25 protein-coding genes, 1 tRNA gene and 1 pseudogene are annotated in these 26,183 nt (G+C 67.9%); 17 read left to right on the top strand and 10 right to left on the bottom strand.

Annotated features, from left to right (window positions below):
* The first annotated feature begins 8 nt into the window (after positions 1-8).
* The 3 genes from SK803_RS18285 to SK803_RS18275 all read left to right on the top strand — a co-directional run bounded on the left by SK803_RS18285 (position 9) and on the right by SK803_RS18275 (position 1,407).
* On the top strand, positions 9-407 hold the full coding sequence (locus SK803_RS18285) for a DUF7674 family protein (protein WP_319967220.1): 399 nt from the start codon (positions 9-11) through the stop codon (positions 405-407).
* 32 nt (positions 408-439) lie between these two features.
* Positions 440-512, top strand: a tRNA-Gly gene (locus SK803_RS18280).
* 466 nt (positions 513-978) lie between these two features.
* On the top strand, positions 979-1,407 hold the full coding sequence (locus SK803_RS18275; RefSeq protein WP_319967219.1) for an OsmC family peroxiredoxin: 429 nt from the start codon (positions 979-981) through the stop codon (positions 1,405-1,407).
* On the opposite strand, the gene SK803_RS18270 is transcribed toward SK803_RS18275, so the two are convergent.
* On the bottom strand, positions 1,382-2,173 hold the full coding sequence (locus SK803_RS18270) for a cytochrome P450 (protein WP_319967218.1): 792 nt from the start codon (positions 2,171-2,173) through the stop codon (positions 1,382-1,384). The genes SK803_RS18275 and SK803_RS18270 overlap by 26 nt on opposite strands.
* Positions 2,174-2,486: 313 nt before the next feature.
* Between SK803_RS18270 and SK803_RS18265 the strand changes: the two genes are divergently transcribed.
* The 4 genes from SK803_RS18265 to SK803_RS18250 are packed head-to-tail and all read left to right on the top strand — an operon-like array spanning position 2,487 to position 6,766.
* Positions 2,487-5,273 carry a BTAD domain-containing putative transcriptional regulator gene (locus SK803_RS18265; RefSeq protein ID WP_319967216.1) on the top strand — a complete coding sequence of 929 codons (2,787 nt, stop codon included), beginning with the start codon at positions 2,487-2,489 and terminating at the stop codon, positions 5,271-5,273.
* A gap of 52 nt (positions 5,274-5,325) precedes the next feature.
* Positions 5,326-5,943, top strand: coding sequence for a hypothetical protein (locus tag SK803_RS18260; RefSeq protein ID WP_319967215.1), 618 nt, complete (start codon positions 5,326-5,328; stop codon positions 5,941-5,943).
* A 28-nt stretch (positions 5,944-5,971) separates the two neighbouring features.
* Positions 5,972-6,364 (top strand): contact-dependent growth inhibition system immunity protein, encoded by a 393-nt coding sequence (locus SK803_RS18255; protein WP_319967213.1) that lies wholly within the window; start codon positions 5,972-5,974, stop codon positions 6,362-6,364.
* Between the two features lie 45 nt (positions 6,365-6,409).
* Complete coding sequence (locus SK803_RS18250) at positions 6,410-6,766, top strand: septal ring lytic transglycosylase RlpA family protein (protein WP_319967212.1); 357 nt, start codon at positions 6,410-6,412, stop codon at positions 6,764-6,766.
* Positions 6,767-7,222: 456 nt separating this feature from the next.
* Here SK803_RS18250 and SK803_RS18245 read toward each other — a convergent pair.
* The 4 genes and pseudogenes from SK803_RS18245 to msrA all read right to left on the bottom strand — a co-directional run.
* Positions 7,223-7,324: pseudogene (locus tag SK803_RS18245) on the bottom strand (peptide-methionine (S)-S-oxide reductase MsrA); the annotation flags it as partial.
* Between the two features lie 30 nt (positions 7,325-7,354).
* Positions 7,355-7,744: a PIN-like domain-containing protein gene (locus SK803_RS18240; protein ID WP_319967211.1), complete on the bottom strand. Its 390-nt coding sequence runs from the start codon at positions 7,742-7,744 to the stop codon at positions 7,355-7,357.
* A gap of 37 nt (positions 7,745-7,781) precedes the next feature.
* Positions 7,782-8,498, bottom strand: a complete 717-nt coding sequence (locus SK803_RS18235; protein ID WP_319967210.1) for a DUF433 domain-containing protein — start codon at positions 8,496-8,498, stop codon at positions 7,782-7,784.
* A gap of 91 nt (positions 8,499-8,589) precedes the next feature.
* The gene (msrA, locus tag SK803_RS18230; protein WP_319967208.1) at positions 8,590-9,258 is read right to left on the bottom strand and encodes a peptide-methionine (S)-S-oxide reductase MsrA; all 669 of its coding nucleotides are present in this window, start codon (positions 9,256-9,258) and stop codon (positions 8,590-8,592) included.
* A 123-nt stretch (positions 9,259-9,381) separates the two neighbouring features.
* Here msrA and SK803_RS18225 point away from each other — a divergent pair, with 123 nt between their 5' ends.
* Positions 9,382-10,494 (top strand): hypothetical protein, encoded by a 1,113-nt coding sequence (locus SK803_RS18225; protein ID WP_319967206.1) that lies wholly within the window; start codon positions 9,382-9,384, stop codon positions 10,492-10,494.
* Here the strand turns inward: SK803_RS18225 and galE are convergent.
* Positions 10,479-11,462: a UDP-glucose 4-epimerase GalE gene (gene galE, locus SK803_RS18220; protein WP_319967205.1), complete on the bottom strand. Its 984-nt coding sequence runs from the start codon at positions 11,460-11,462 to the stop codon at positions 10,479-10,481. The two genes, SK803_RS18225 and galE, sit on opposite strands and share 16 nt — an antisense overlap.
* A gap of 53 nt (positions 11,463-11,515) precedes the next feature.
* Here galE and SK803_RS18215 point away from each other — a divergent pair, with 53 nt between their 5' ends.
* The 3 genes from SK803_RS18215 to SK803_RS18205 all read left to right on the top strand — a co-directional run bounded on the left by SK803_RS18215 (position 11,516) and on the right by SK803_RS18205 (position 15,895).
* A complete protein-coding gene (locus SK803_RS18215) occupies positions 11,516-12,934 on the top strand; it encodes a glycosyltransferase (protein ID WP_319967204.1) in 1,419 nt (472 codons plus the stop codon).
* Complete coding sequence (locus SK803_RS18210; RefSeq protein ID WP_319967203.1) at positions 12,927-14,882, top strand: glycosyltransferase; 1,956 nt, start codon at positions 12,927-12,929, stop codon at positions 14,880-14,882. Before SK803_RS18215 ends, SK803_RS18210 begins: the two co-directional genes overlap by 8 nt.
* A gap of 71 nt (positions 14,883-14,953) precedes the next feature.
* On the top strand, positions 14,954-15,895 hold the full coding sequence (locus SK803_RS18205; protein WP_319967201.1) for a UDP-glucuronic acid decarboxylase family protein: 942 nt from the start codon (positions 14,954-14,956) through the stop codon (positions 15,893-15,895).
* On the opposite strand, the gene SK803_RS18200 is transcribed toward SK803_RS18205, so the two are convergent.
* Positions 15,892-17,178 (bottom strand): UDP-glucose dehydrogenase family protein, encoded by a 1,287-nt coding sequence (locus SK803_RS18200; protein WP_319967200.1) that lies wholly within the window; start codon positions 17,176-17,178, stop codon positions 15,892-15,894. The two genes, SK803_RS18205 and SK803_RS18200, sit on opposite strands and share 4 nt — an antisense overlap.
* A 438-nt stretch (positions 17,179-17,616) precedes the next feature.
* Here SK803_RS18200 and SK803_RS18195 point away from each other — a divergent pair, with 438 nt between their 5' ends.
* The 3 genes from SK803_RS18195 (at position 17,617) to SK803_RS18185 (ending at position 18,897) form a co-directional block, all read left to right on the top strand.
* Positions 17,617-17,991, top strand: a complete 375-nt coding sequence (locus SK803_RS18195) for a hypothetical protein (RefSeq protein WP_319967199.1) — start codon at positions 17,617-17,619, stop codon at positions 17,989-17,991.
* Positions 17,992-18,236: 245 nt separating this feature from the next.
* On the top strand, positions 18,237-18,581 hold the full coding sequence (locus SK803_RS18190) for a hypothetical protein (protein ID WP_319967198.1): 345 nt from the start codon (positions 18,237-18,239) through the stop codon (positions 18,579-18,581).
* Positions 18,582-18,669: 88 nt separating this feature from the next.
* Entirely contained in the window at positions 18,670-18,897 is a 228-nt protein-coding gene (locus SK803_RS18185) for a hypothetical protein (protein ID WP_319967197.1), read from the top strand.
* On the opposite strand, the gene SK803_RS18180 is transcribed toward SK803_RS18185, so the two are convergent.
* Entirely contained in the window at positions 18,894-20,675 is a 1,782-nt protein-coding gene (locus SK803_RS18180) for a gamma-glutamyltransferase family protein (protein WP_319967196.1), read from the bottom strand. The two genes, SK803_RS18185 and SK803_RS18180, sit on opposite strands and share 4 nt — an antisense overlap.
* A 382-nt stretch (positions 20,676-21,057) precedes the next feature.
* Here SK803_RS18180 and SK803_RS18175 point away from each other — a divergent pair, with 382 nt between their 5' ends.
* On the top strand, positions 21,058-21,816 hold the full coding sequence (locus SK803_RS18175) for an SDR family NAD(P)-dependent oxidoreductase (RefSeq protein ID WP_319967195.1): 759 nt from the start codon (positions 21,058-21,060) through the stop codon (positions 21,814-21,816).
* Here the strand turns inward: SK803_RS18175 and SK803_RS18170 are convergent.
* Positions 21,813-23,456 carry a TM0106 family RecB-like putative nuclease gene (locus SK803_RS18170; protein WP_319967194.1) on the bottom strand — a complete coding sequence of 548 codons (1,644 nt, stop codon included), beginning with the start codon at positions 23,454-23,456 and terminating at the stop codon, positions 21,813-21,815. The two genes, SK803_RS18175 and SK803_RS18170, sit on opposite strands and share 4 nt — an antisense overlap.
* Positions 23,457-23,538: 82 nt before the next feature.
* Here SK803_RS18170 and SK803_RS18165 point away from each other — a divergent pair, with 82 nt between their 5' ends.
* Positions 23,539-23,973 (top strand): DUF6474 family protein, encoded by a 435-nt coding sequence (locus SK803_RS18165; RefSeq protein ID WP_319967193.1) that lies wholly within the window; start codon positions 23,539-23,541, stop codon positions 23,971-23,973.
* Here the strand turns inward: SK803_RS18165 and SK803_RS18160 are convergent.
* Complete coding sequence (locus SK803_RS18160; protein ID WP_319967192.1) at positions 23,951-25,600, bottom strand: BCCT family transporter; 1,650 nt, start codon at positions 25,598-25,600, stop codon at positions 23,951-23,953. The genes SK803_RS18165 and SK803_RS18160 overlap by 23 nt on opposite strands.
* A gap of 58 nt (positions 25,601-25,658) precedes the next feature.
* Here SK803_RS18160 and SK803_RS18155 point away from each other — a divergent pair, with 58 nt between their 5' ends.
* Entirely contained in the window at positions 25,659-26,174 is a 516-nt protein-coding gene (locus SK803_RS18155; protein WP_319967191.1) for a hypothetical protein, read from the top strand.
* Positions 26,175-26,183 lie beyond the last annotated feature (9 nt).

The raw sequence follows: 26,183 nt of genomic DNA, 5'->3' as shown, positions 1-26,183 counted from the left end.
TCACGACCGTGGTGGACTGGCGAGAACGCGCTTCGGCTCTGGTGCCGGAACTTCGTGCTGTCGCCGAGACCGAGGAGTGGTCCTGCCACGTCTTCTTCTCGGAGCTGTCCCAACTGGCCGCGGAAGCACATCGCGACCAGGACGACGAGGTGCTGCGCCGCGCGTACGGGTTCGCGCACTGGTGCTTCCACCAGCCGGAGCAGTTCCTCGAGAACGCGGCGTTGATCAGCTTCTACGAGCACGTGTTCGACGACTGGGACCTTCGCGACGAGGTCGCGGCGTGGCTGCCGGTCGACGTGCTGCCCAAGGTGCGGGCGTTGTGGGAGTGGCGCTGGCCCAAGGAACAGTTGGACGAGGTAGATCAACTGTTGGCCGGTTTGCAACCCCCCGGTCGAGACGCCGTCTGACGCTGTTGTATAGTTCTTTCCCGTAAGGCAGTGCGGATGTAGCGCAGTTGGTAGCGCATCACCTTGCCAAGGTGAGGGTCGCGAGTTCGAGTCTCGTCATCCGCTCTCGAAAGAAGTCCGGTACCCCCTGGGTGCCGGACTTCTTTCGTTTCACCGGACCGCGGGGCCCACGGTCAGCGTGCCCGCGACGGCGTCCAGCTCTGCGATCGGGCCCAGCGCGACCCCTCGCAGTCCTCGCAACGAGGCGGACCGGATGAGTTGCGTCAGCTGCCGGTCGACCTGCCTGAGCCCCGACTGCGCGTGGAGACTCCAGGAACAGGATCGCGCCGTCCAGACTGGGCAGTCCGGCGCCGACGGACCAGGCGACATCACCAGCCTGCACTCCGGGACCAATCCCCAGTTCTCCAGGGGTGCGCCCAGGCCGACACGCGGGGGAGCAGAAGGCGCACATTACGACTCTTCCAGTCCCGGCCCGTGGTTCTCGGGGTGATCTCCAGGCCCTGCCGTGAAAAGGTGGTCCTGACCGCTCGCATCAACCTGATCGAGCTCGTTCGACAAGGACCTGGAGATCATGGCCATCACTCAGACGGCAAACGCGCACTGGGAAGGCTCTCTCGTCGAGGGCAAGGGAAACGTCAGCCTCGACACGTCCAAGAGCGGCAGCTTCGAGATCGACTGGAAGGCGCGCGCCGAGGAGGCCGGTGGCAAGACCAGCCCCGAGGAGCTCATCGCGGCCGCGCATTCCTCCTGCTACTCGATGGCGCTCTCGCACGGCCTGACCGGCGCGGGCACGCCGCCCACCTCGATCGACACCAAGGCCGAGGTCAAGTTCCAGGCCGGCCAGGGCATCATCGGGATCCACCTGACCGTGCGCGCCAACGTGCCCGGCCTGACCCAGGAGGCCTTCGTCGAGGCCGCCGAGGGTGCCAAGGCGAACTGCCCGGTCTCGAAGGCTCTCGCGGCTGTCGAGAACATCACGCTGGACGCCGCCCTGGTCTGAACCGCAACGCCGCAGGCCCGTGACTGATCAGGTGCCTGCGGTAGCGCACGTCGCCGGGCTGCTCGGCCACCTCGGACGAGCGGTCGAGCAGCTCTTCGGCGACGATCCGTCCCTCCAGCTTCGCGAGCTGGGCGCCCAGGCAGTAGTGCGGGCCGTGCCCGAAGCCGAGGTGTCCCGGCACGGACGGCCTGCCGGGGTCGAAGTCCCCGGTGAACACGCGCGGGTCGCGGTTGCCGGCCGCGTAGTCGAGGAACAGGTGGTCCCCCTCGGCGATCTTCGCGCCGCCCACGGTCACCGGACACGTCGCGGTGCGGAAGAAGCCGATGAACGGCGTGTCGAGGCGTACGACCTCCTCCACGACGCCGCCCAGCCGTCGTTCGCGTTTGTCCAGTCGCAGCAGCGTGCTGGCCAGCAGGTTCGTGGTCGAGTCGGTACCGGCCACCACGACCGCGAGGCACAGCGACAGCCGTTCCTGCTCGGACAGCTGCCCGCCCTTGAACGCGTCCGAGCGCGCGAAGTAGGCGCAGAACTCGCTCATCCCGGCGAAGTACGACCCGAGGACCCGTTCGCTGACCTCGTCGCCGCTGGTCAGTTCCAGCACCGGTGCCACGAACTCGCGGAACAGCGGGAAGTCGCTGTCCGGCACGCCGAGCACGTCACCGACGACGCCCAACGCGAACGGCGCGGCGAACTGACTGACGAAGTCGGCCTCTTCCGGAAGTTCGTCAAGCAGCGTCCGCGCGCGTAATCGAATTGAGTCAGCCATTTGGCGCACGGCCGTTGGAGTGAATTTTTGATTCGCTGACGCACGAATTCGGGCGTGTCGTGCGCCGTCCGCCGCGTTGAGCGATGACATCAATTCCAGCAATCGCCGCTGCTCCGGCGGCAACATCGCGGCCACGGCCGCGACCTGTGGTCCCGCCATGTTCCGGGAGGAGAACGTCACCGGATCAGCCAACACCGCACGTAGATCGGCATAGGCGGTCACGCGCTGGGCGTCGATTCTCGGGTCGAATTCCATTGCGCTATCTTTGCGCGGTTCCAGCCTTTGTCGGGGGCTGACGACAGGACCAAAAATCGTGATCATCCGGCTGCTCGGACCGCTTGAACTCACCGGCCCCAACGGAGCAGTTCAGCTCAGCAGCGCGGGACAGCGGACCCTCGTGGCCCGCCTGGCCCTGAACCCCGGGGAGACGGTGCCGAGAAGCGCGCTCGTGGACGCGCTCTGGTCGGACGAGGCACCTGCGACCGCCACCAAGACCCTGCACAGCCTCCTCGCGCGCCTGCGCGGCCAGATCCGCGACGCCGGGCTGGGCGAGCTGATCATGACCCGCGAACCTGGCTACGTGCTGAACACGCCTGCGGACTCCGTGGACGCGGCACGGTTCGAGGCGCTCGTCGCAGCAGCACGGCACAGCGAACAGCCGATCGAGTCCGCACGGATGTTGCGCGAAGCTCTCGCGTTGTGGACGGGTGACCCGCTCGCGGACTGCCGGCCCGGCGAGTGGACCCGGCACGAGTCCGCGCGCCTCACCGAGCTCCGGATGGACGCGACCGAGGACCTGATGGAGGCCTCCCTGGAGCTCGGGGAGCACGCCGCGGTGGCGCCGCTGGTCAACGCGCTGGTCGAGCAGCACCCGTTCCGCGAACGGCTGTGGGAGCAGCTGATGATCGCGCTCTACCGGTGCGGACGGCAGGCGGAGTCGCTGGCCGCGTTCCAGCGGGCCCGCGGGGTGCTGGTCGACGAGCTGGGCATCGAGCCCGGCAGCAGGCTGCGCGATCTCGAACAGGCGGTGCTGCACGCCGATCCACGCCTTGACCTGCCCGAACGCGTCCCCGTCCTGGTGCGCGGCAACCTGCCGGCCGACCGGTCGAGCTTCGTCGACCGCCCGGAGACCGAGCACGTCGCGAACCTGATCAGGCAGCACCGGCTGGTCACGTTGATCGGCGTCGGCGGTGTGGGCAAGACGCGGCTCGCGGTGCACGTGGCGCGCGGCGAGCAGCCACCGGACGGGGTGTGGCTGGTGGAGCTGGCGGCGTTGCGCGACCGGGCGCTGGTCCCGCACACGGTGGCCGAGGCGCTGGGCGTGGTCGACCAGACCGGGCGCGGGCAGCTGACCGTGCTCACCGAGTTCCTGGCCGGCCGGGACGCGTTGCTGGTGCTGGACAACTGCGAGCACGTCGTCGACCACTGCGCGGTGCTGGTCGACACGCTGCTGCGGGTGGCGCCGCGGTTGCGGGTGATCGCGACTTCGAGGCGCGCGTTGCGGGTCTACGGCGAGCAGGTGATGTCCGTGGCGCCGTTGTCCGTCCCCTATCCGGCGGCGACGTTGTTCGCTCAACGCGCCGACGCCGCGGTGCCTGGCTCGTTCGTCATCACGGGGGCGAACGAGCAGGCAGTCGCGGACCTGTGCCGGCGGCTGGACGGCATCCCGCTGGCGATCGAGATGGCGGCTCTCCGGGTGCGCGCTCTGACGCCGGCGCAGCTGCTGGAACGCCTGGACGACAGGTTCAGGGTGCTGACCGACGGCGGGCGGACCGCGTTGCCGCAGCATCAGACCCTGATCGCGACCATGGACTGGAGCTTCGACCTCTGTTCGCCGCGTGAGCAGTTGTTGTGGGCGCGGGCCTCGGTCTTCGCCGGCAGCTTCGACCTCGCCGCGGCCGAAGCGGTGTGCTCGGACGACTCGCTGACCGCGGACTACATGTTCGACGCAGTCGACGGACTGGTCGACAAGTCCGTGTTGCAACGCGAAGAACACGCCGGCGTCGCGCGCTATCGGCTGTTGGAGACCATGCGCCAGTACGGGCAGACGCGGTTGCGTGCGAGCGATGAGGAACCACGGCTGCGATTGCGGCATCGCGACTGGTACGCCGGTGTGGCCGAGCGGGGCGAACGGGCCTGGTTCACGCCACGGCAGGCGGCGACCGTCGGGTCGATGACGGCGGAGAGCGGCAACCTGCGAGCAGCGCTGGAGCACTCGCTGACGACGCCGGGCGAGGCCGACAAGGGACTGCGGCTGGCGGCGACCCTGTGGTTCTACTGGGTCGGTTGCGGGCGGTTCGCCGAGGGACGGCACTGGCTGAACTGGGCGCTGTCGCTGCAGACCGAACCGTCCAGGGCGCGCTGCAAGGCGTTGTGGGTCACCGGGTACGTGGCGACGTTGCAGGGCAACACCGCCGCGGTGCCGGAGTTGCTGGAGACCTGCCGCACGGAGGCCGCGCTGCTGGACGACGAGGACGCCGACGTCTTCGCGACCTACGTGCAGGGTGCGGCGGCGGTGTTCGACGACGACCTGCCGTTGGGGGCGTCGTTGCTGGCCCAGGCGGACCGCCGGCACGCGGAGCTGGGCCACCTGGACAGCAACGTGATCATGGCGCGGGTCGCGTTGGCGATCACCGTGGCGTTCGGCGGCGAACTCGACCGTGCGGCGGAGATCTGCACTGAGGCACGGGCTGTGTGTGAGGAGAACGGCGAGCTCTGGGCGCGCGCGTACGCGTTGTACGTCCTGGCCTTCGTGGCGATGGGACGCGGCGACGTCGCCGGGGCCCGCGAGCTGGCCACTTCTTCGTTGCGCATCAAGGAGAAGTTCGACGACCTGCTGGGCATCGCGGTGTCGGTCGAGTTGCTGGCGTTGATCTCGGTGGTCACGGGGTCCGCCACGCACGCCGCGCTGCTGCTGGGCGGTGCGGACCGGGTGTGGCAGTCGGTCGGACTGCCGTTGTTCGGGTCGGCGAACTTCGCGGCCTCACACGACCAGTGCGTGGCGTTGTGTCAGCAGGCACTCGGTGACGACTACGCCGAGCACTTCACGCGCGGTGCGGCGATGACGGTGACTCAGGTGGTCGCGGCGGCGCAGTCGTAGCGCAGTCTCCGTGCAACCGGCCGCGGGCAGGTTGTCTCGGATGAGGACCAGCGTGCGCACCCCAGACGCAGGAACGGTCGAAGAAGTGCTGAAGCTCGCGGCACGGGCACCGTCGTTCGGCCTCGTTCCGCCATACCGCTGGCGGAACGGCAACGAGTGCCTCGAACTCGTGACCACCCGCACGGACCAGACGGCATTGCTCGCCTGTGGTGCGGTGCTGCACCACGTGCGGGTCGCGCTCTCGGCGATGGGCTGGGACTGCCACGTCCTGCGGACCACCTCTGCGGACGGCCGGGTCGCGTCCGTGCACCCGCGCTGGGAGCTGGACGCGTTCTCGTGCGAGGTGGCCTCCGCCGCGGCGATCTCGCTGCGCCGGGAAGACCCACGGCCGTTCCTGGCCGACGAGGTACCGAACTCCGCACTGACGTGGATGCTGCACGCGGCCAACGCCGAGAACTGCGACATGGAACTGGTGGCGCGGCGCAAGGGCGTGCTGATCCGGCTGACCGGGCACGACTGGCTGAGTCTGGGCGAGGCCGTGAGCGCCGTGCTGCTCGCATCGACCGCGTGGGGCCTGGCGTCACAGGCGTTGCTGCACGAGGGCGAGGTGCTCGTGCGCGTCGGCTGGCAGTCGCCCAATGCCGAACCGTTGCCTCAGTCGGCCCGCTAGGTCTTCCCTTTGCGTGGACCATGGGTGCGTGGACCGGGACAGCACGCTCGCGCACCTGAGCGACGACGACTGGCTGAGACCTGACTCGTCGTCCACCCAGCTCTACCGGGACCTGTGCGCGCTGCGCGACCTGCCGGTGGGCCAGCTGACGCCGACGTCGCTGCACCTGCTGGTGACGCATCAGGTGGGGCTGGACGTGACCGCGCTGCTGGCGCTGGAACACGTCGAACGCGACCCGCTGCGATCGTTCGCGCTCTACCCCGGCGACCTGCTGGCGGCTCTACTGAGAGTAGACCACTCCTTCTGGTCCGATCACCCAGAGTTGTTGTCCAGAATGTCCGCTTTGCTGGACCGGCTGCGCACGTTGCCCGACGGCGACTGGCACCTGCTGGTGTCCGCCGCCGAGCAATTTCCCGGTTAGGCGCGCGTTAGGCGAGTCTTTGCCGCGTGCTGAGTTCCTGGTCGCATGGCTAAGACTCTCGCGGCGGCCGGCCTCACGCTGGCCTCTCTCGCCGCCACCGCTGTGCTGTTCTCCCCCGTCGCCTCCGCCGAGACCTGCAAGGCTTCCTACTACTCCGGTGGCGGCACGACTGCCAGCGGCGAGCGCTTCGACCCCAACAAGCTCACCGCCGCGCACAAGACCCTGCCGTTCGGCACGAAGGTCAAGGTGAAGAACCGCTCCAACGGCAAGACGGTCACCGTGCGGATCAACGACCGTGGCCCGTTCATCACCGGCCGCTGCATCGACCTGACCCCTCGCGGCTTCAAGGCAATCGCCCCGCTGTCACAGGGTGTAGTCGGCGTCACTGTCACCAAGGTCTGATCGAAGCGAAAACTATCGTTTCGCTTGACCCATTCGAGTGAACGGGATAAGCAAACCGAGTGTTGGCGGCGATGAGTGGGCCGGGTCGGCTCGCAGCGGGGGCGCTCCTGGGCGCCGTCGTCGCCGCGTTTTACGTGCTCGCGCCGCATGTCGGATCGCTCGCTTCGGGCGATCCGGCAGGCCCGGGAAGCGACAAACCGGCCCGTGTGTCGCTCATCAACACGCCTTCGGTGATCCCCACGCAGTCCGAGCCACCATCACAGACAGTGTCGTCGACCTCGTCGTCCGCGCCATCTTCTTCTAAGACAACGACTACTACAACGACGACAACGACGACCGCCGCGGTCACCACGACGACCACGACGAAGCCGCCGGTTCAGACCACGACGCCCAAACCGCCGGCGCCCACGACGACCACGACGCGGCCGTGCGGACTCATCTTCTGCTGATGCGCGATCAGGCCTTCAGGCCGACCGGGCACGACACCCCGGTGCCACCCAGACCGCAGTAGCCATAAGGATTCTTGGCATCCGACAGGTACTGCTGGTGGTAGTCATCGGGCTTGTCACATAGACCCAGCACTCCGCCCTAGGAAGGCTTGTACAAGTACTCATGGCGGGCGTTCTTGGTCAACGAGAGCCACCACGGCCCATCAGGACGCTCCTTGATGAATTGCTCCACGGCGTCCCAGTGGATCGCCGGCCGCACCAGTTGCGACCAGCGGTCGAGATTTCCGGCGCCCCGCAGGTTGACGCACTTCAGGCCGTGCTCATGAGCCAGAGCAGCCTCATAAGGTCGCGTGCGCAGGTGATGATCAATCGTGATTACCACCCAGCCGCGTGAGGCTACGAGCGGTATCCACTCGATGTCCTGCATGCCAAGGCCCACGAGTTGATCCACAGGAGGTTGGCCGATCAGGGCTGTGTCCTTACGCAGCCCTGCGATTGCATTGTCCAGTGCGAGCGTGTTCTCGTCCACGAAGAAGCGGACGTCGTCGAGCTCGATCGAAACGGCCTCAAGCCACCAGGTTGTGAGTGGCCGTGAAGTCGACCGCTTGCTGAACTTGGTCAGGGGTCAGCTCGTACCAGGTGGCAATGTCTTCGACCTGGTCGCCTGCGAACACCATCTCGGCCAACGTCGTCACAAGGATGCTTCGCCCAACGATTGTGGGTCGTCCGCTGCGGTGCTCCGGGTCGATCGTCACGTCTGGATATCGCGGGTCGGCTTGGAACCGCACCGCGATGGTCTTCCCCTCCTGGGGGCGAACAGGGTCTACCTCGTAAGTCGCTGCCCGAACAAACCGTTCCACCCGTGGCGTCACGACAAGCTGACCGGTGCGCACGACAACGAAGAGATCGTCCTCAAGCTCGGCGGCGTGCTGAGCGCGCATGAGGATCTCACGCCCGTTCGGAAGCAAGAACGGCTGTGCGTAGGCCAAGGGGTACCTGTGCCCGAACTCCTGGCGCAGGTGATCAACGACGATGCGGAGCTTCTGGATCCTGATGTGATCGAGGTCGCGGTACTCGCTCAACAGACGAACCTCGGTGAACTCACCCCAGGTGACCCATCGGTCTCCAGTGGACTCTTCCCTGACGATGGGCGCGTAGTGCTTGTCGGTGCGGCGATAGCCGTCAACCCAGCGCCGTGTTGTGTCCTGGTTCAGCCCAAGAAGCCGATCCACCTCACGGAAGGTGTAGACCGGTCGATCCAGCAGTGAAACCACTTCGCCCACGACGCCACGATCGCACAGAAGGACCTGTTCGAGGCAACTTGCTTCGAACAGAAGTGCGGAGATTCCGTTGATCGGGTGACCCGAGCCGCTGTCAGCTCCCGGTGGCGTTCAGCCCTGCTGGGCAGCTGACACCCGTACCGCCAAGGCCGCAGTAGCCATAAGGGTTCTTGGCATCCGACAGGTACTGCTGGTGGTAGTCCTCCGCGTAGTAGAACTCCCCCAACGGCTCGACGGCCGTGGTGATCACACCGTGCCCAGACGCGTCCAAGGCCGCTTGGTACACGGCCAAAGAAGCCTCAGCCGTCACCCGCTGCCCCTCATCGGCGAACAACACCAAAGACCGGTACTGGGTCCCGATGTCCGCTCCCTGCCGCATCCCCTGCGTCGGGTCGTGGCCCTCCCAGAACACCCGCATCAGCTCCTGGAACGGCAGAACGGCCGGGTCGAACACCACCAGCACGACCTCGGCGTGCCCGGTTCGCCCCGAGCAGACTTCCTCGTAGGTCGGGTTGGGTGTGGAGCCGCCCGCGTAGCCCACGGCGGTGGTCCAGACGCCGGGTGTTTGCCAGAAAAGTCGTTCGGCGCCCCAGAAACAACCCATCCCGAAGACAGCGGTCCGATGACCGGACGGGAACGGTGGCTGCAGCCCGCGGTCCGGGAACACCGCGTGGGACGAGGCGACCGACAACGGTTCCGCGCGGCCCGGCAGCGCGTCCTCAGTGGCCACTACCTGCGGTTTGTTGCGCCCGAACCACGACATGCGGCCAATATAACGGTGCGGTGCGCCACAACCAGGTCACGACTTGTGAGGCCCGCACGAAGGCATAAGTGGGCACGGGCACAATGTCCGAGTCTCATGTTCGCGCGGAAGGGGGTGCCAGGGGTGACCTGGCAAGACGAGCTGCAGAAGCTCGACAACGAACTCGCCTCTGGTCGGATCTCGGCTGACGACTACCGACGCCGCCGGGACGAGGTCCTTTCCGGGTCGGCCGGCGGTGGGCCTGCCCAGAATCCACAGAGCGGGCCATTCGCTCCTCCGTTCAAGTGGGAGGCGCAGCCGCCGAACACCTCGGACCGGACCCAGGTCGTCAACGTTCAGGGACAGGGGCCGCAGCAGAACCCGCAGACCCAGAACCCGAACCCGGACGCCACCCAGGTGGTGCCCGGTGGGCAGCGCGGTGGCGGCGACGCCGACCGCACGCAGTTCGTGGCGCCGGTGCAGCCCGGGCCCGGCGGGTGGGGGCAGCCCCAGCAGCAGCAACAGCAGGCGCCGCCTCCGTGGGTCGGCGGTGACTTCGACCAGATCAACCAGCCGTCACCGGGCTGGAGCCACGGGCCAGAGGTCTTCGACGAGTCCAGCGGCGGTGGCAAGGGCAAGATCTTCGCGATCATCGGCGTGGTGCTGGTGCTGGCGCTGATCGGTGGCGGCATCTGGTGGTTCACCGCGGGCAGCAAGTCCGGCGGCGGAACCACGGCGAGCAGCAACACGCCTCCGCCCTCGACCACGTCGTCGAGCGCCGGGCCGAAGCTGCCGCTCAACGGGCTGGCCGGCAAGGTCGACGCGGCCAACACCGGTCCGGTGACCGTGGAGAAGGCGTCGAAGGAGAAGTCGCAGTTCAGCCCGGACGAGGCCGCTCTCATGACCACGTGCGGTGCTGAGGCCGGCATGTCCCAGGTGCTCTTCGCCGACGACTGGTTCACCCAGGTCCACATCTTCACCTGCACCGACGGCGCGGCGGCCAAGACCGCGGCCGACGCGCTCGCCGAGGTCCAGAAGGGCTACGGCTTCGCCGCCACCACCGGGCCGAAGCAGCTGCCCGCGATGGTGTCGGAGAAGGCGACCGACGTGCCGGACGCGCCGTTCGACTCGCGCATCTTCTACGTCTCCGACAAGTCCCTCGTGCGGGTCGAGGTCCGCGGCAAGACCAAGGCCGCGATGGACACCGGCGCGGACAAGGTCGTCGCGGCGATCGACAAGAACTACCCCGCCAAGTGAGCGGTGCTGGCGTGCCACCGCCACGCGGTGGCGAGGATCTCGGGCAGACCGAACCTGGCACGCCAGCCCAGCACGTCGAAGGCTCGGGCCGGATCCGCCCACACCACGGGCGGGTCCCCCGGCCTCCGCTCGCCGAACGTCACCGGCAACGGCCGTCCTGCGACCTGCTCCAGCCCCTTCACGACCTGCAGCACCGAGTACCCCGTACCGGTGCCCAGGTTCAAGGCAGCCGACGAACCACCGGCCTGCAGATGCCCCAGTGCCAGGACGTGCGCCTCGGCCAGGTCCACCACGTGCGTGTAGTCGCGAACCGCGGTGCCGTCCTCGGTCGGGTAGTCGCTGCCGAACAACGTCACCGGTGGTCGCGCTCCCAAAGCCGCCTTCGCCAGCAGCGGCACCAGGTTGTGCGTCGGGCCCCAGTCCTCGCCGATGCTGCCGTCGAGCGCAGCTCCGGCCGCGTTGAAGTAGCGCAACGACATCCAGCGCAGGCCGTGCGCGTTCCCGTACGCCTCGATCATCCGTTCGCCCACGAGCTTGCTGTGGCCGTACGGGCTGATGGGCTGCAACGGGCTGTCCTCGGTGATCGGCAGCGTTTCGGCGGCGCCGTAGACCGAGCAGGACGACGAGAAGACCAGATCACGCACACCGGTGCCGACGAGGGCGTTCAGCACGGACAACGTGCCGGTGGCGTTGTTGTGGAAGTAAAGACCGGGGTCCTTCATGGACTCGCCGGGGTTCTTCAGACCCGCCAGATGAATGCAGGCCGTCACACCGTGGTCGCGAATGACCTGTTCCAGCTTCGCGGTGTCGGTGACGTCGATAGTGTGTACCGGGGTGCCAGGAGGTACGGCTTCCGGTGAGCCAGTGCGCATGTTGTCAACGACGACCACGCCACGCCCGGCGTCGGTCAACGCGTGCACGACGTGCGAGCCGACGTAACCCGCACCGCCGGTAACCAGGATCGTCACCGCTTGTCCTCCGTTCGACGGCGACAGGCTATGCCAGACCCACGAGGGGATTGATGTCGACCATGACTCGCCAGGTCGTGTACGTAGTCCCGGACGTCACGGAGCCGTCCGGCGGCGTGCGCGCCATGTACCGGCACGCGGAACTCGCTGAGCGCACCGGCTTCGACGCCAAGGTGTGGCACTTCGCCGAGGGGTTCCAGGTCGGGTGGTTCACCTCGACCGCGAAGGTCATCAGCGGTGAGACCTGCGAGCTCGGCCCCGACGACCTGCTGGTCGTCCCGGAGGTCATGGTGCTGGACGGGTTCGACCCGGCGCCCGGCGTGCGCAAGGTCGTCTACAACCAGAACCACTACTACACCTACGACAACTTCACGGGGACCGACTACCCGGCGTGGAAGCCCGCGCCGCAGGTGTGGGCGGGCTCCGAGGTCAGCGTGAAGGTGCTGGGCGCACTGCACCCCAAGCTCAAGGTCCAGCTGGTGCCGTACGTGATCGACACCGAGCTGTACCGCTTCGCCGAGGAGCGCAAGCGCAAGATCGTGTTGCTCCCCCGCAAGCGCCCGCGTGAGGCCGCCGTGCTGACCACGCTGTTCCGCAACGACAAGCGGTTCGCGGACGTCGAGGTCGTGTCGCTCGACGACGTGACCGAGCAGAAGATCGCCGACGAGCTCGCGGACGCGTCCGTGTTCATCGGGCTCGGCCGGGACGAGGGCTTCGGCCTGCCCGTCGCCGAGGCGCTCGCCGCCGGCTGTGTCGTCATCGGCTACCCGGCGGGCGGTGGCGCCGAGCTGTTCAAGGCTCCCGGCACGCACGCGGTCGAGGACGCCGACGTGCTGACGATCGTCGAGAAGGCCGCCGCGGTGTTCGCGCAGGAGCCGTCGATCGAGGAGCGCCGGACCTACCGCGCGTGGGTCCAGGAGCACTACTCCGAGGACTCGCTGGTCAAGCACCTGCAGGCCGCGGTCACCGCCGCTGCGAGGACCAAGACGAAGGGCGGCATCGCTCGCCACCCGTTGTCCCAGGTCGTCACCCCGGAGGCGGACCCGGCCACCGACCAGCTGGAGCGCAGCCTCCAGTTCGCCGACGAGCAGAAGGCCGCCCGTGAGCGCGCCGAGTCGGTCGCGACCGGTCTGGAGGACGCGCTGGGCAAGGCCCTCGCGGAACTGGAGGAGTCCCGCCGCCGCGAATACGTGGTGGCGCAGGAGCTCCACGACCTCAAGAACGAGTACACCGAGCTGGCCAAGGCCGCCGAACGCCTCACCGCGCTCGACGAGGCCACCACGCTGCTCGCCGAGTACGCCCGCGACAACGACCGCCTCAACCGCAGGCTGGACGAGGAGATCCGCGAGCACCAGCACTGGCGCACCACGCTGCAGGACAAGATCGCGGACCTCGAGCGCTCCACGTCGTGGCGCGTCACGGCACCTCTGCGCAAGGCCACCGGCGTGATCAAGGGCGGCCGCAATGCCTGACCAGCGGCCTGATCTGCGTCTGCGCGTCGTCCAGTCGCGGTTCCAGAACGCGTTCTTCCACGAGCTGGCCGAGGCCATCGTCGACGAGGCGAACCGGCTCGGCGTGCCGGCCGACGTCGTGACGTCCGTCGTGGACACCGAGCCCGACGACGTCTTCGTCCTGCTGCCCACGCACGAGTACGCGGTGCTGGAGGGCGGGCAGTTCCTGGAGGACCCGCGGCTGGCCAGGCGCTGCATCGGGATCACCGCCGAGCAGCCGTCGTCGTCGCACTTCGACACGAACGTCTACTACGGACACAAGCTCGGCGCGGTGTTCGACTTCAGCACCCTGTCGGTCAAGCGCTACCAGGCGCAGGGCATCGCGGCGGAGCACCTGCAGTTCGGCTGGACGCCCTCGTGGGACAAGTTCGACCCGGACGCCGACGAGCACGAGCTGGACGTGCTGTTCCTGGGCTGCGCGACGCCACGTCGTGAGCACGCGCTGTCCAAGATCGGCCGGCAGCTGTGGTCCCGCCGCAGCCGCCTGATCCTGTCCGACAACGCGGCGCCGAACATCGGCGACCACGCGGCGTTCGTGACGGGTGAGCGCAAGCGGGAGTTGTTGGCGGGCACCAAGGTTCTCGTCAACATCCACCAGGCGGACGAGCCGTACTTCGAGTGGCTGCGCGCCGCGGAGGCCGCGCACTGCGGTGCGGTGATGCTGTCCGAGACCTCGCTGCACACCGAGCCGTTCCAGCACAACGAGCACCTGGTGTTCTCCGCGCTGTCCACGATGCCGCACGCGCTGGCCTCGTTGCTGGAGGACCCAGACCGGCTGAAGACGTTGCGCCGCAACGCCTACGCGCTGATCCAGGAGAACCCCTTCTCCGTCGGCGTCGAGAAGCTCGTGTCGGTGGCTCAGGACCTGCGGGGGACCCACGAGGGCCACCAGCTGAAGCTCGGCCCGAGCCGCACGCAGCCGTTCCGGCAGAAGATCACGCCGTCCTGGGAGCGTCAGCCCGAGAGCATCGACGCGGTGCGCCAGGCGATCCGCGAGATGCGGCTCGACATCATCGACCTGCGCCGGCGCGTTTCGACCGACCCTGCGATCGACCCGACGCCGGTGGTCGAACGCCGCACGCCCGCGTGGGACCGCAGCACACCGCGCGTCTCGGTGATCATGGCTCTGTACAACCACGAGCCGTACGTCGTGGAAGCGCTGGAGTCCGCCGCGTCCGGCTCGTACAACGACCTCGAGATCATCGTCGTCGACGACTGCTCCAACGACGGTTCGAACGAGACCGTGCGCAAGTGGATGGACCGCAGCCCGCACGTCCCGATGACGCTGGTGCGGCACCCGGTCAACCGCGGTCTGCCGCGCTCGCGCAACGAGGCGTTCCGGCACGCGCGCGGCGAGCTCGTGTTCGTGCTCGACTCGGACAACGCGATCGTGCCGACCGGCCTGGAACGCCTGGTGGCCGCCATCGACGCCGAACCGGACGCGTCGTTCGCGTACGGCGTGCTGCAGCGGTTCGACTCGACCGGGCCCGTCGGCCTGATGGGCGTGTGGCCGTGGGAGCCGTGGCGGCTGCGCTACGGCAACTACATCGACGCGATGGCGTTGATCAGGCACGAGGCGCTGAAGAAGCTCGAGGGCTACACGCTGGACCGCCGCCTGCACGGGTGGGAGGACTACGAGCTGTGGTGCCGGGTCGCGGAAAGCGGCGGGCACGCGGCGCACGTGCAGACGATCGTCGGCCGCTACCGGCAGTCGGCGACCTCGATGCTCAGCCTCACGAACATCTCCCAGGACGCGGGCTTCGACGCCGTCCGGGAGAGCTGCCCGCGCCTGATGTCCGGTGCGCTCGAACTGCAGGTGGACGCCCTCGGTGATTGGCTGTCGTCCATCCGCGGCGAGCGCGAGGCGCGTGACGTGTGGCTCAGCAACTGGGAGGCGCAAAACGCCTAGCCATAGGCGTTTCGTAGCCTAGGTTTCACTCGTTCGTGTCTTTGGTCCTGGGGGAGGGGTTGGTTCACGCCATGCGTGCAGTGGTCACCGGCGGTGCGGGATTCATCGGATCGCACCTGGTAGACGCGGTGCTCGACCGCGGCTGGTCGGTAGTGGTCGTGGACGACTTCTCCTCCGGGCTCGAGGAAAACGTCACGAGGTACGCGGACGAGCCGCGCTTCGAGTTCATCGAGGCGGACATCTGCGGTGACTGGACCGTCGAGGGTCCCGTCGACCTGGTGCTGAACTTCGCCTCCCCCGCGTCGCCGCCGAAGTTCCTCGAGCGTCCGCTGGAGACGCTGGAGGTCGGCTCGACGGGCATGAAGAAGGTCGCCGAGATGGCGATGGCGAAGGGCGCCCGCCTGATCCAGGCGTCGACCAGCGAGGTCTACGGCGAGCCGCAGGTGCACCCGCAGCCCGAGGAGTACTGGGGCAACGTCAACCCGATCGGCCCGCGCAGCGTCTACGACGAGTCCAAGCGGTACGCGGAGGCCATGCTCGGCGCCTACCACCGCATGGGCCTGCTCGACGTCGGCGTCGTGCGCATCTTCAACACCTACGGCCCGCGCCTGCACGCCACGGACGGCCGTGTGGTGTCCAACTTCGTGCACCAGGCGTTGAGCGGCAAGCCGTTGAGCGTCTACGGCACGGGCAAGCAGACCCGCAGCTTCTGCTACGTCGGCGACCTGGTCCGCGGCATCCTCGCGCTGGCGGACCTCAAGGGCGAGCTCGGCCCGGTGAACCTCGGCAACCCGCAGGAGATCACCGTTCTGGAGCTCGCGCAGATCGTCGGCGAGCTGACCGGGGTGTCGGTGAGCCTGGAGTACTCGGACCTGCCGACCGACGACCCGACGCAGCGCAAGCCGGACATCACCCGCGCGCAGTCGTTGCTGGGCTGGGAGCCCGAGGTCGACCTGCGCGAGGGTCTCGTGAAGACGATCGAGTGGTACTCGGCGCACGCCTTGGTGCGTTAGCGGCCGACTCCGTGTGAGGTGAGGCCGGCGCGCGTCAGGATGTCGACGTCGAGCAGGTTGCGGGTGTCCACCACGACCTGCCCGGTCATCGTCCCGGCGAGCGCCGCCCAGTCCAGCGACCGGAACTGAGGCCACTCGGTCAGCACGACGAGCGCGTTCGCGTCCTTCGCCGCCTGCTGCACGTCGTCGACGACCGTGACGTCGTCCGTGACGCCCTCGACCGCGTTCGGGATGGCCGGGTCGTACGCGATGAGCTCGGCGCCCTCGTTCTTGAGCATCTTCGCGATCTTCAGCGCCGGGGAGTCGCGGAGGTCGTTGGTGCCCGCCTTGAACGCGAGACCCAGCAGCCCGAGCTTCTTGCCCGCGAGGTCTCCGCCCACCGCGTCCGCGATCTTGCGGATGATCAGCCGGCTCTGCTTCTCGTTGGTGTTGATCGTGGCGCTGAGCAGCTCGAACTCGTGCCCGGCCGCTTCGGCGATCTGCAGCAGCGCGTGCGTGTCCTTGGGCAGGCACGACCCGCCCCAGCCCGGCCCCGGCTGCAGGAACGACTGCCCGATGCGCTGGTCGAAGCCCATGCCCTCGGTGACGTTGGCGATGTCCGCGCCGAGCCGCTCGCACAGCTCGGCCATGGCGTTGACGTAGCTGAGCTTCATCGCGAGGAAGCAGTTGGCGCTGTACTTCACCAGCTCGGCGCTGGCGGCGTCCATGAGGACCGTGGGAGCGCCCAGGCGTGCGTAGAGGGCGGACACGCGCTCAGCGGCGTTCTGGGCGTCACTGCCGACGACGATCCGGTCGGGGTGCATGAAGTCCTTGACCGCGCTGCCCTCGCGCAGGAACTCCGGGTTGCTGGCGACGAACACGTCGTCGCGCCCGAGCAGTTCGAGGACGCGGGCCGCGGTGCCGACCGGAACCGTGGACTTGTTGACGACGACCGTCCCCGGCGCGAGGAGGTCCTTCATCTCGGCGACCGCGGCTTCGACGGCCCTGAGGTCTGCCGCGCCACCTTCACCCATCGGCGTCGGTACACAGAGGAACACGACCTCGGCGTCCTGCACGGCGTTGCGCACGCCGACGACGAACTCCAGGCGCCCGGCGGCGATGCCCTCCTGGACGAGTTCGGTGAGCCCTGGCTCGAAGATCTGGACTTCGGCCTTCCTGAGCTGCTCGACCTTCTTCTCGTCGATGTCCGCGCAGACGACGTGGTGCCCCAGCGACGCGAGGCAGGCAGCTGAGGTAAGCCCGACGTACCCGGCCCCGACGACCGCAACCCGGCGAACGAACATCCCCAAACCGCCCTTGATCAGCGCGAACAGATGACGGCCGATCGTCGCACAGCTACCTGTCCCGCCGAGGCGGATTGGCGCGGCCGTGAGATCTCTCGCAGGGACTCTGTTAAGAACGCGAGTCGGTGCGACTTGCAACCGATGAGGAGTGCTAGACGTCTACTACGGGTGTAGGTCACCACTCGGAGGCGACACATGTGGATCACAGTGACATTAGTCACATTAGGCGGTTTGGCGTTCCTGACGCGAACCGTAATGGCCCTCCTGGCCGTTTCCTCCAACAAGGACGTCCGTGATTACCCTAAGCCACAGACGTCCACCAATTGAGATACTCGTTCGGAGTACGTCTTACGGACGAACGTTGACTTACCGTACGATCCTTTCGGGTCGTATGACTGATCAGTCACCCGAAGGGGACCTCACAGGGGTAGGTGCGCCATGGACCACGCACTGAGCAAGGTCATCGAGCTGCGCGAGAACGGCTTTCAGTTCCTCCACCTGAGGGACGACGCCGGCCAGCTCGACCGCATCATGGCGTTCAAGCAGCGCAGAGGGTTCATCGACTCGATCCTGTTCTGGTCGGAGACAGAGGCGCGCGCGGGACGTCTGCCCGCGGTCCGCGACTCGGCCCGCCCGGCCCAGGCCGTGTGGATCTACGAGGGGCCACTGGTCGAGGCTGTGGACAGGTTGCTGGACCTGCCTGAGCCCGGTGCCCGCAACGCGCCCATGCTGATGAAGGCGACCGCTTCCGACCTGGCTGTCGTGACGACGTTGCCGTTCAAGTTGAAGCTTCCACCGGGCGCGATCGCCTAGGCTTGTTGGTTCTTTTCGGAGTCGCCACGCTTTGTAGCGACTTTGAACCATGCCCGAACGGGCAACCGGAATGACACGGCTTGTCCTATTTCGCGCGGGCCCGCCATGTTCAACACGACCTGAATGGTGACCTTCGGTAGCAAGCCCAGCCTTGATGACGATCGTCATGCCAAAGGATGAAGAAGTTCCCTCGCCTGAGTTACGCAGCTTGATGTAGAGGGTCCGAACACGAAACGTTCGCGCCCATGAACCTCAGGAAGACCGTCACCGGGGCCGCTGTTGCCCTCGGCAGCGCCACCGTCATGCTCGGCCTGGGTGGTATCGCGCACGCTGACACCGCGGACGCCACTGCTCACACGCAGCCCGACATCGGCGGGCAGCTGGGCGAAATCGCGACCGCCGGCGACCTCGCGAAGGTCGACACCTCGGACGTGGCCGGCAAGATCCAGGCCGTCAACGCGCAGGACGCGGACGTCACCGCGCTCGTCGAGAACGTCGACGCCGGCGGCAACGGCGTTCCCGCCGCCACGCTGCTCGGCCTCAACGAGCCGACCGCTCCGTGGAACGGTTTCGCGCACGTCGACATCTGATCCAACCAGTACTTCCTGGCCGGGGCGGCGCCCGATTCCCTCCCCCTCGAATCGGGCGCCGTTCCACTTATTCACGGAGCGAAACGCCTTGAGCATCAAGAAGATCGTCGCGTCCGCTGGTATTGCCGCCGGTGCGATCGCCGCACTGGCCGGCACCGCGCAGGCCGCGCCGTCGCCCGCGCCGCAGCTGCCGGACGTCGACCCGATCAGCAAGGTCAGCGACCTCGGTGAGAGCGCCGGCATCAGCACGCTGCACAACTTCGGTGGCGCCAACGTGGAGATGATCCACGACGGCACCGAGGTCATCGGCGGCTAACGTCCTACCGCGTAACCCTGTGCGCCGCGTGGATTCGCACCGGCGCGCAGGAGTCCGTCGCTCACATCCCTCGCGACGGCGGACATCCGGCCCAAGGTCCACTCGCCGGCGTCGACCACCTGGTGCCCGCGCGAACGCAGGTCATCAAGAACGGCCCTTCCCACACGTGACTCGATGACGAGTTCGCCGGGTGTCCAGGCCCGGGGGTAGAACGAGCTCGGGAACGCGTTCGAGTGCCACATCGGCGAATCGATCGCTTCCTGCAGGTTCAGCCCCGCCTGGTGCGCCAGCCAGAAGCCGAGCTGCCACTGGTCCTGCTGGTCCCCGCCGGGCGTGCCGAACGCCAGCGCCGCCTGACCGTCGCGCAGTGCCATCGACGGCGACAGCGTGATCCGCGGGCGCTTGCCGGGAGCCAGCGAGTTCGGCAGACCCTTGTCCAGCCAGAACATCTGGGCGCGGCTGCCCAGGCAGAAGCCGAGCGACGGGATCGTCGGCGACGACTGCAACCAGCCGCCGGACGGGGTCGCGGAGACCATGTTGCCCCAGCGGTCCACCACGTCGACGTGCACGGTGTCTCCGCGCGTCACGCCGGAACGTGCCACGGTCGGTTCGCCGATCGCCCCGGTCGGGTCGGTCACCAGTGCCGACGGGCCGCCGACGATGTGCTTGGGCAGCAACGGTTCCCGGCCGTCGGGCGAGCCGGGACGCAGCTCGAAGGAAGCCTCGGATCCAATCAACGCCCGACGGTCGGAGGCGTAGGAGCGAGACAGCAAGGTCTCGAGCGGGACGTCGCTGACGTCGCCGTACCAGGCTTCCCGGTCAGCGAACGCGAGCTTCGCGGCTTCGACAGCGAGGTGGATCGTCTCCGCGGTGGGCTTGCCGTCCACATAGGACAGGTCGTAGCCCTCCAGCAACCGGAGCTGTTGCGCCAGAACGGGTCCCTGCGTCCACGCACCGGCCTTGACCAGCGACCACTCGCCAAAATCAACAGTCAGCGCGTCCTCGTACGACGCCTCCCACGACGCCATGTCGGCACCGGTCAGCACACCCGCGTGGTCACGGCCCGAGTCGTCGCGGAACTCCGAACGGCAGAATTCGTCGATCTGCGCGGCGACGAACCCCTGCGACCACGCCCGGCGCGCGGCCTCGATCTGCGCCTCACGATCCGAGCCGGCGGCCTCGGCGGCGGCCAGCAACCACTCCCACGTGTCGGCGAGCTTCGGGTTGCGGAAACGGCCGCCACGCACCGGCAGCGACCCGCCGGGCATCCACTGCGCGGCGGAGGTCTGCCAGTGATCGCGGAACAGGTCGGAGACCATCTCGATGGTGTCGACGACGCGGGAGATCAGCGGGAAGCCGTCACGGGCGTAGCCGATCGCCTTGTCCAACACGTCGCGCAACGACTTGGTGCCGTGGTCACGCAGGAGAGTGAGCCAACCGTCCCACGCACCCGGCACCGTCGCGGCCAGCAGCCCGCTGCCGGGCACCAGCTCGAGGCCCAACGACGTGTAGTGCTCGATCGACGCACCGGCCGGCGCCACACCCTGACCGGAGAGCACGCGCGGCGCGGACCCAGCCGCCGCGAAGATGATCGGAACCTCGCCACCGGGGCCGTTGAGGTGCGGTTCCACGACCTGCAACACGAATCCGGCGGTCACTGCGGCGTCGAAGGCGTTACCGCCGTCCTCCAGCACGGACATGGCCGCAGAGGAGGCCAGCCAGTGGGTCGAAGCGACCATGCCGAAGGTGCCGACGAGTTCGGGGCGCGTGGTGAACACCCCATAAAGGTATGCGACGCTAACTAAATTGCGTGACTCCGAGTGACGCACGCCCCACACCCAAATGGAGCAGTGCACAGCTGGCAAGCGCGAACCGGGCAGCATCGCCCGGTTGGCCGCCCCTAGAAGGCCGTACGACTTTCGTTGTAGCTGACCGTGACAGATCTCCTACTAGAGGTCTACCGGCGCGGAGGATGTTTCGAACACGGTCGAACGGCACAGTTCTCAGCATGGGAATTCTGACGATCGCGACGATCTTCATCGGCCTCGCGCTGCTGGCGGCGGTGCCTCTGGTGGCGCTGCTGCACTGGACCGACCGTTGATGTTCAGGTAACGAGCGTTAACCTCCTCGCGAGCAGTTCTTCTCGAGGAGGATGAAGGCATGGAGATCTCGGGTACCGCGGCCATCGTCACGGGTGGCGCGTCCGGTCTCGGCGGCGCGACCGCACGTGCGCTGGCGGCGCGTGGAGCGCAGGTGTTCGCGCTCGACCTGCCCGGCGCCATCGAGAAGGCCGACGTGATCGAGAACGTCACGTACCTGTCGGCCGACGTGACCTCCGGCGAGCAGGTCGCCGCCGCCGTGGACACCGCCGCCGGCTCCGGCAACCCGCTGCGCATCACGGTCAACTGCGCGGGCATCGGCCCGTCGACCAGGACCGTCGGCAAGACCGGCCCGCACGACCTCGACCTCTACCGCAAGGTCATCGAGATCAACCTGATCGGCACGTTCAACGTGCTGCGCCTGGCCGCCGCCGCGATGGGCAAGACCGAGGAGCTCGAGCACGGCGCCCGCGGCGTCATCATCAACACCGCCTCGATCGCCGCGTTCGACGGCCAGATCGGCCAGGTCGCCTACTCGTCGTCCAAGGGCGGCGTCGTCGGCATGACCCTCCCGGCCGCACGCGACCTGAGCAACGTGGGCATCCGCGTGCTGACCATCGCACCCGGCATCGTCGACACCCCGATGCTCGCCACGGTCTCCGACGAGTTCCGCGCGGGCCTCGCCGCCGGCATCCCGTTCCCGAAGCGCCTGGCCCAGCCGTCCGAGTACGCGCAGCTCGCGCTCTCGATCATCGAGCACGACTACCTGAACGGCGAGGTCATCCGCATGGACGGCGCTCTCCGGATGGCTCCCCGCTAGAGATCTCCCGCGTACGGCAGACGGGACATGGCGTCCGAGGTCATCCACTCGCGCAGGCGGTGGGTGGCCCGGACGTCGTCCTCGTTGTACTCGAGCAGCCGCTGCCGCTGGGCGACGTCCAGCTCGTCACCGTTCAGCCCGACCGCGGACCGGTACCAGCGCATGGAGTTCTCGCCACCGGCCTCGGGATCGCGCCACGTGAAGCCCGCTACCGGCGCGATGATCTTCAGGCCCTTGCCGTGGGCGCACAGGAACTGCTCGCGGACGATGCCGAACAGGTCCACCCACGAGTCCGACCCGATGAACTCCTTGATCTGCGCCACCGTCGGGATGCCGGGCTTGCCGGCGAACCGTTCCGCCGACGCCAGCAGCCAGCGGTTCTCGGCCAGCTCGTTGTAGCAGTAGGCGCGGAACGACAGGCCGCGTGCCTTGGCGCGCAGCCGGATTCCGGTGAGCCAGGTCCAGAACTCGGCGAACGAGCGGGCCTCGTCGTCGCACGGCAGCGCGTCCCAGGTGACGAACGCGCGGTAGCCGTGTTCCTCGTCGATGTCCTTTCCGGACAGCAGGCAGCCCCACATGTACGCGCCGAGATCGCCGAAGCTCTCCATGTCGACGTCGACCTCGACGTCCGCGCGCGGCACGTTCATCTCGGGCACGCGGCGCACCAGGGACAGATCCCGCAGCCAGGCGCGGGCGAGCACCACGGCGTCGCCGAACGGCATGCCCACCAGCTGGATCGGGCCGTCACCGGCCGGGTCGAACTCCGCCAGCTTGTCCACAGTGGACAGGCCGATCTTGCGCAGCGCCGCCGCGTCCTCGCCGCGCACGACGAGGCTGACGTCCCGGCCCTGCTTGAGATCGTTGTCGCACGTAGGCCACCACGGGCAGGTCTTGCAGTCGACGATCCGCGACGGGCGGGCGAGCGCGTCCTTCTGGTTCGCGGCAGCCATGGCCACCGACAACCGGTCGCTGAACCGGGCGTCGTACTCCGCCAGCGCGTTGCGGCCGCCGGGCCACGTCGGCGCCTCCAGGTCGTGCCACAGCACGACATCCGCGTCCATGCCGATCACGCCGCCGGTGGCGCGCCCGTTCCGGGCATATCCGGCGGCCTGCAGCTGCCGTTGCGCGTGGGCAAGCCTGAGCTGGTCACGCGGCTGCGGACGGACCTTGCGATGAGGGTCCGTGCGGCTGCCGTCGGGCAACGGCATCGTCAACGGGCTCGTGCGCGCGCCCTGACCGGGATCGGTGATCTTGTGCCGGACCACGAGCACCGGCACGTAACCGGTGGAGTCCTTGACCAACAGGTCGATGCCGCCGCGCCGGCCGCCACGCGGATCACGCGGCAGTGCGGCGCCCCAGATGTACTGCGCGCCCATCTCCATCGCGGCGAGCGTCACTCGTTCCCGGTCCGCGCTGCGCACGTCCGGTCCGCTCGGCACTTCGAAGAGATTGGAGCCGACGATTCTTCCGAGCGCGTCCGCCACCGCACGACGGTGGTTCGTCGCGTCCGCTTTCCGTTGTTCCGAAGCCGGATCCGGCGCCGCCTTGGGAGCGTCGCGCATCTCCGGATCGTTTTCGAGGTGCACCCGCCGCCGACAACGAGTGACCACGCCGGCGTCTAGCTGCACCTGGGAAGTCACGGATGCAGCGTATGTCGCGCGTCGAGGAGATGTGTCGGCAACCTGGGCAGTAAGTTTCTCCTGACGGAGGAGGTGTACCCGAATGGCGCGCAAAGCGAAGGCCGGCTTCACGCCCAGCAGGGCGAAGAACCTGGTCGGTGTCGCGAAGGTGGTGGCGCCCGCGCTCATTCCGGTGCTGGCCCCGGTGATCGCTCGCGGAGCTGGGCTTTTGAGCGAGCAGTACGACCGGTACCGCGCGCGCCGGCTCGGCATCGACGTCGCGGACATCGGGAAGTACTCCGGCTACGGCGCCCGGCTGCACGCGCGGATTGTCGGCTTTTCGGAGTCCTTGGAGACATTGCGGGCTTCTGATTCCGATTGGGTTTCGAAGACCGAGGCACGGCTCGCCCAACTCCTCGCCGCGGTGCGCGCAGCCGAACGCATGCCGACGGCCCGGCGCAAAGCAGCGCACCGGGCCGTCGGAACCGATCTGGAGATGCTGGAGCAGGAACTGCTCAGGCGCCTGAACGTGCGCTGACGTTCGGGGCCTTCCCGGTCACCTCGGCCACGGCCCTCACCGCCGCGTCCTCGACCACCTGTCCTGGATCGAGGTGCGCGGTGACCTCCTCCATCACCTCGGCGACCCGTTCCTCACGCCTGATCATCGGGTCGGAACGCAGGTCCTTCGCGAGCGACACGCACAGCCCGACCATCACGACCATGAACGGCAGGGCCGCGATGATCGTCAGGTTCTGCAGCCCTGTCAGCGCGTTGGACCCGCCGACCAGCAACATCACCGCGGCGACGGCACCGGTCAGCACACCCCAGAAGATCACCACGGGTTTCGCCGGCCGGATCGTGCCCTGTTGCGAGAGCGTTCCCATCACGATCGAGGCGGCGTCCGCACCGGACACGAAGAAGATCGCCACCAGCAACATGACGATGACACCGGCGATGGCCGCGAGCGGGAACTGGTCGAGCAGCGAGAAGAGCTGCGACTCCGGTGTGGACTGACCGGCCAGGTCGACACCGTTGCGCTGTTCGAAGATCGCCGTCCCGCCCAGGATCGCGAACCACACGAGCGACACCGCGGACGGCACCAGGATCACGCCTGCCACGAACTGCTTGATCGTGCGGCCACGCGAGATCCGCGCGATGAACATGCCGACGAACGGCGTCCACGAGATCCACCACGCCCAGTAGAAGATCGTCCAGCCGGACATCCAGGTCTGGGTCGCGTCACCACCGGACGCCGCGGTGCGGCCGGCCATGTTCGCCAGCTCGCGGAAGTAGTCGCCCAGCGCGGTCGGCAGCAGGTTCAGGATGAAGATCGTCGGGCCGACCACGAACAGGAACAGCGCCAGCACCACGGCCAGCACCATGTTGATGTTCGACAGCCACTGGATGCCCTTCGCGACACCCGACACGGCGGAAGCGACGAACGCCACGGTGAGGATCGCGATGATCGCGACCAGCACGCCCTTGCCGACGTTGCCCGCCCAGCCGGCAGCTTCCAGCCCGCTCCCGATCTGCAGGGCGCCGAGACCGAGGGAGGCGGCCGAGCCGAACAGGGTGGCGAAGATCGCCATCACGTCGATCGCACGACCCCAGCCCGATGCCGCGCGACGTCCCAGCAGCGGCGCGAACGCGGAGCTGATCAGCGAGGACCGGCCGCGGCGGAAGCTGCTGTACGCGATGGCGATGCCGACGATGGCGTAGATCGCCCACGGGTGCAGCGTCCAGTGGAAGAGCGTGGTGGCCATCGCGGTCTCGAGGGGATCGCCCTCGGTGCCGGGTGGCGGCTTCACGTAGTGGGTGAGCGGCTCGTTGACGCCGTAGAACATCAACCCGATGCCCATGCCGGCGCTGAACATCATCGCGACCCACGAGACGGTCTTGAACTCGGGTTTTTCGTCGTCCCGGCCCAGCGGGATCTTGCCGTAGCGGCTGAACGCGAGCCAGAGGGCGAACACCACGAACCCGGAGGCCGTGAGCACGAACGCCCATCCCAGGTTCTGGATGATCCAGGAGAGCGCGCTCTTGGAGGCAGAGGCCAACGAGTCTGTTCCGACAATTCCCCAGGTCACGAACGCGATCGTGAGACCTGCGGCAACGCCGAACACAACCCGGTCGGTACGGCCCGGCCTGTCGCATTGAACGGTCATGCGGCCCTAGATACCCACTCATAGACCGGGACAAACTCCTCCGATTACCCTCACTTGCGTGAGCACCCGGTCGAGTGAGTTGCGCACCCTTCGTGGTGCCGCGCTCGCGCTGACCTCGTCCACGCTCACGATCGCCGCGCACGGACTCGGCGGCGGAGAGCTTTCGGAGTTCATCCACGCGTTGCCGTTGGTGGTGCTGATCGCGTTCGCCGCGTCGTCACTCGCCGACAAGCGCACCGGCAGGCTCTCGGTCATCGCCGGGCTCGGCACGGCCCAGCTCGCGCAGCACCTGCTGCTGACCTGGGTCAACCACGAGCACACGAACACGCTCACCGGGCAGATGTTCGTGGCGCACCTCGTCGCCGCGACCCTCACCGGGTTGCTGCTGTTCCACGCCGAGAACGCCCTGTTCAGGCTGTTCGCCGCCGTCACCCGCCTGATCCCCCGCAGGCTCACGCCGCAGCCGGTCTCGACGCCGGTGCGGACGTTCACCAGCACGCCGTACATGAGGAACGAGCACACGATCCTCTACACGCGCGCGCACGGCAGGCGCGGACCTCCTCGTAGTTCCTGATCACCCAAA

Origin of the sequence: Lentzea miocenica (assembly GCF_033949945.1) — a bacterium.
In the GTDB taxonomy this organism is placed as follows: Bacteria; Actinomycetota; Actinomycetes; order Mycobacteriales; family Pseudonocardiaceae; genus Lentzea; species Lentzea miocenica.
This window is presented reverse-complemented; position numbering and strand designations above follow the sequence as displayed.

What these genes read in the sequence shown, in the direction of transcription:
- SK803_RS18215 (WP_319967204.1), top strand. Translation starts at nt 11,516, where the DNA reads ATGTCGACCATGACTCGCCAGGTCGTGTACGTAGTCCCGGACGTCACG.
- SK803_RS18190 (WP_319967198.1), top strand. Translation starts at nt 18,237, where the DNA reads ATGAACCTCAGGAAGACCGTCACCGGGGCCGCTGTTGCCCTCGGCAGC.
- msrA (WP_319967208.1), bottom strand. Translation starts at nt 9,258, where the DNA reads ATGTCGTGGTTCGGGCGCAACAAACCGCAGGTAGTGGCCACTGAGGAC.
- SK803_RS18160 (WP_319967192.1), bottom strand. Translation starts at nt 25,600, where the DNA reads ATGACCGTTCAATGCGACAGGCCGGGCCGTACCGACCGGGTTGTGTTC.
- SK803_RS18195 (WP_319967199.1), top strand. Translation starts at nt 17,617, where the DNA reads ATGGACCACGCACTGAGCAAGGTCATCGAGCTGCGCGAGAACGGCTTT.
- SK803_RS18165 (WP_319967193.1), top strand. Translation starts at nt 23,539, where the DNA reads ATGGCGCGCAAAGCGAAGGCCGGCTTCACGCCCAGCAGGGCGAAGAAC.
- SK803_RS18175 (WP_319967195.1), top strand. Translation starts at nt 21,058, where the DNA reads ATGGAGATCTCGGGTACCGCGGCCATCGTCACGGGTGGCGCGTCCGGT.
- SK803_RS18270 (WP_319967218.1), bottom strand. Translation starts at nt 2,173, where the DNA reads ATGGCTGACTCAATTCGATTACGCGCGCGGACGCTGCTTGACGAACTT.
- SK803_RS18250 (WP_319967212.1), top strand. Translation starts at nt 6,410, where the DNA reads ATGGCTAAGACTCTCGCGGCGGCCGGCCTCACGCTGGCCTCTCTCGCC.
- SK803_RS18200 (WP_319967200.1), bottom strand. Translation starts at nt 17,178, where the DNA reads ATGTTCGTTCGCCGGGTTGCGGTCGTCGGGGCCGGGTACGTCGGGCTT.
- SK803_RS18205 (WP_319967201.1), top strand. Translation starts at nt 14,954, where the DNA reads ATGCGTGCAGTGGTCACCGGCGGTGCGGGATTCATCGGATCGCACCTG.
- SK803_RS18275 (WP_319967219.1), top strand. Translation starts at nt 979, where the DNA reads ATGGCCATCACTCAGACGGCAAACGCGCACTGGGAAGGCTCTCTCGTC.
- SK803_RS18210 (WP_319967203.1), top strand. Translation starts at nt 12,927, where the DNA reads ATGCCTGACCAGCGGCCTGATCTGCGTCTGCGCGTCGTCCAGTCGCGG.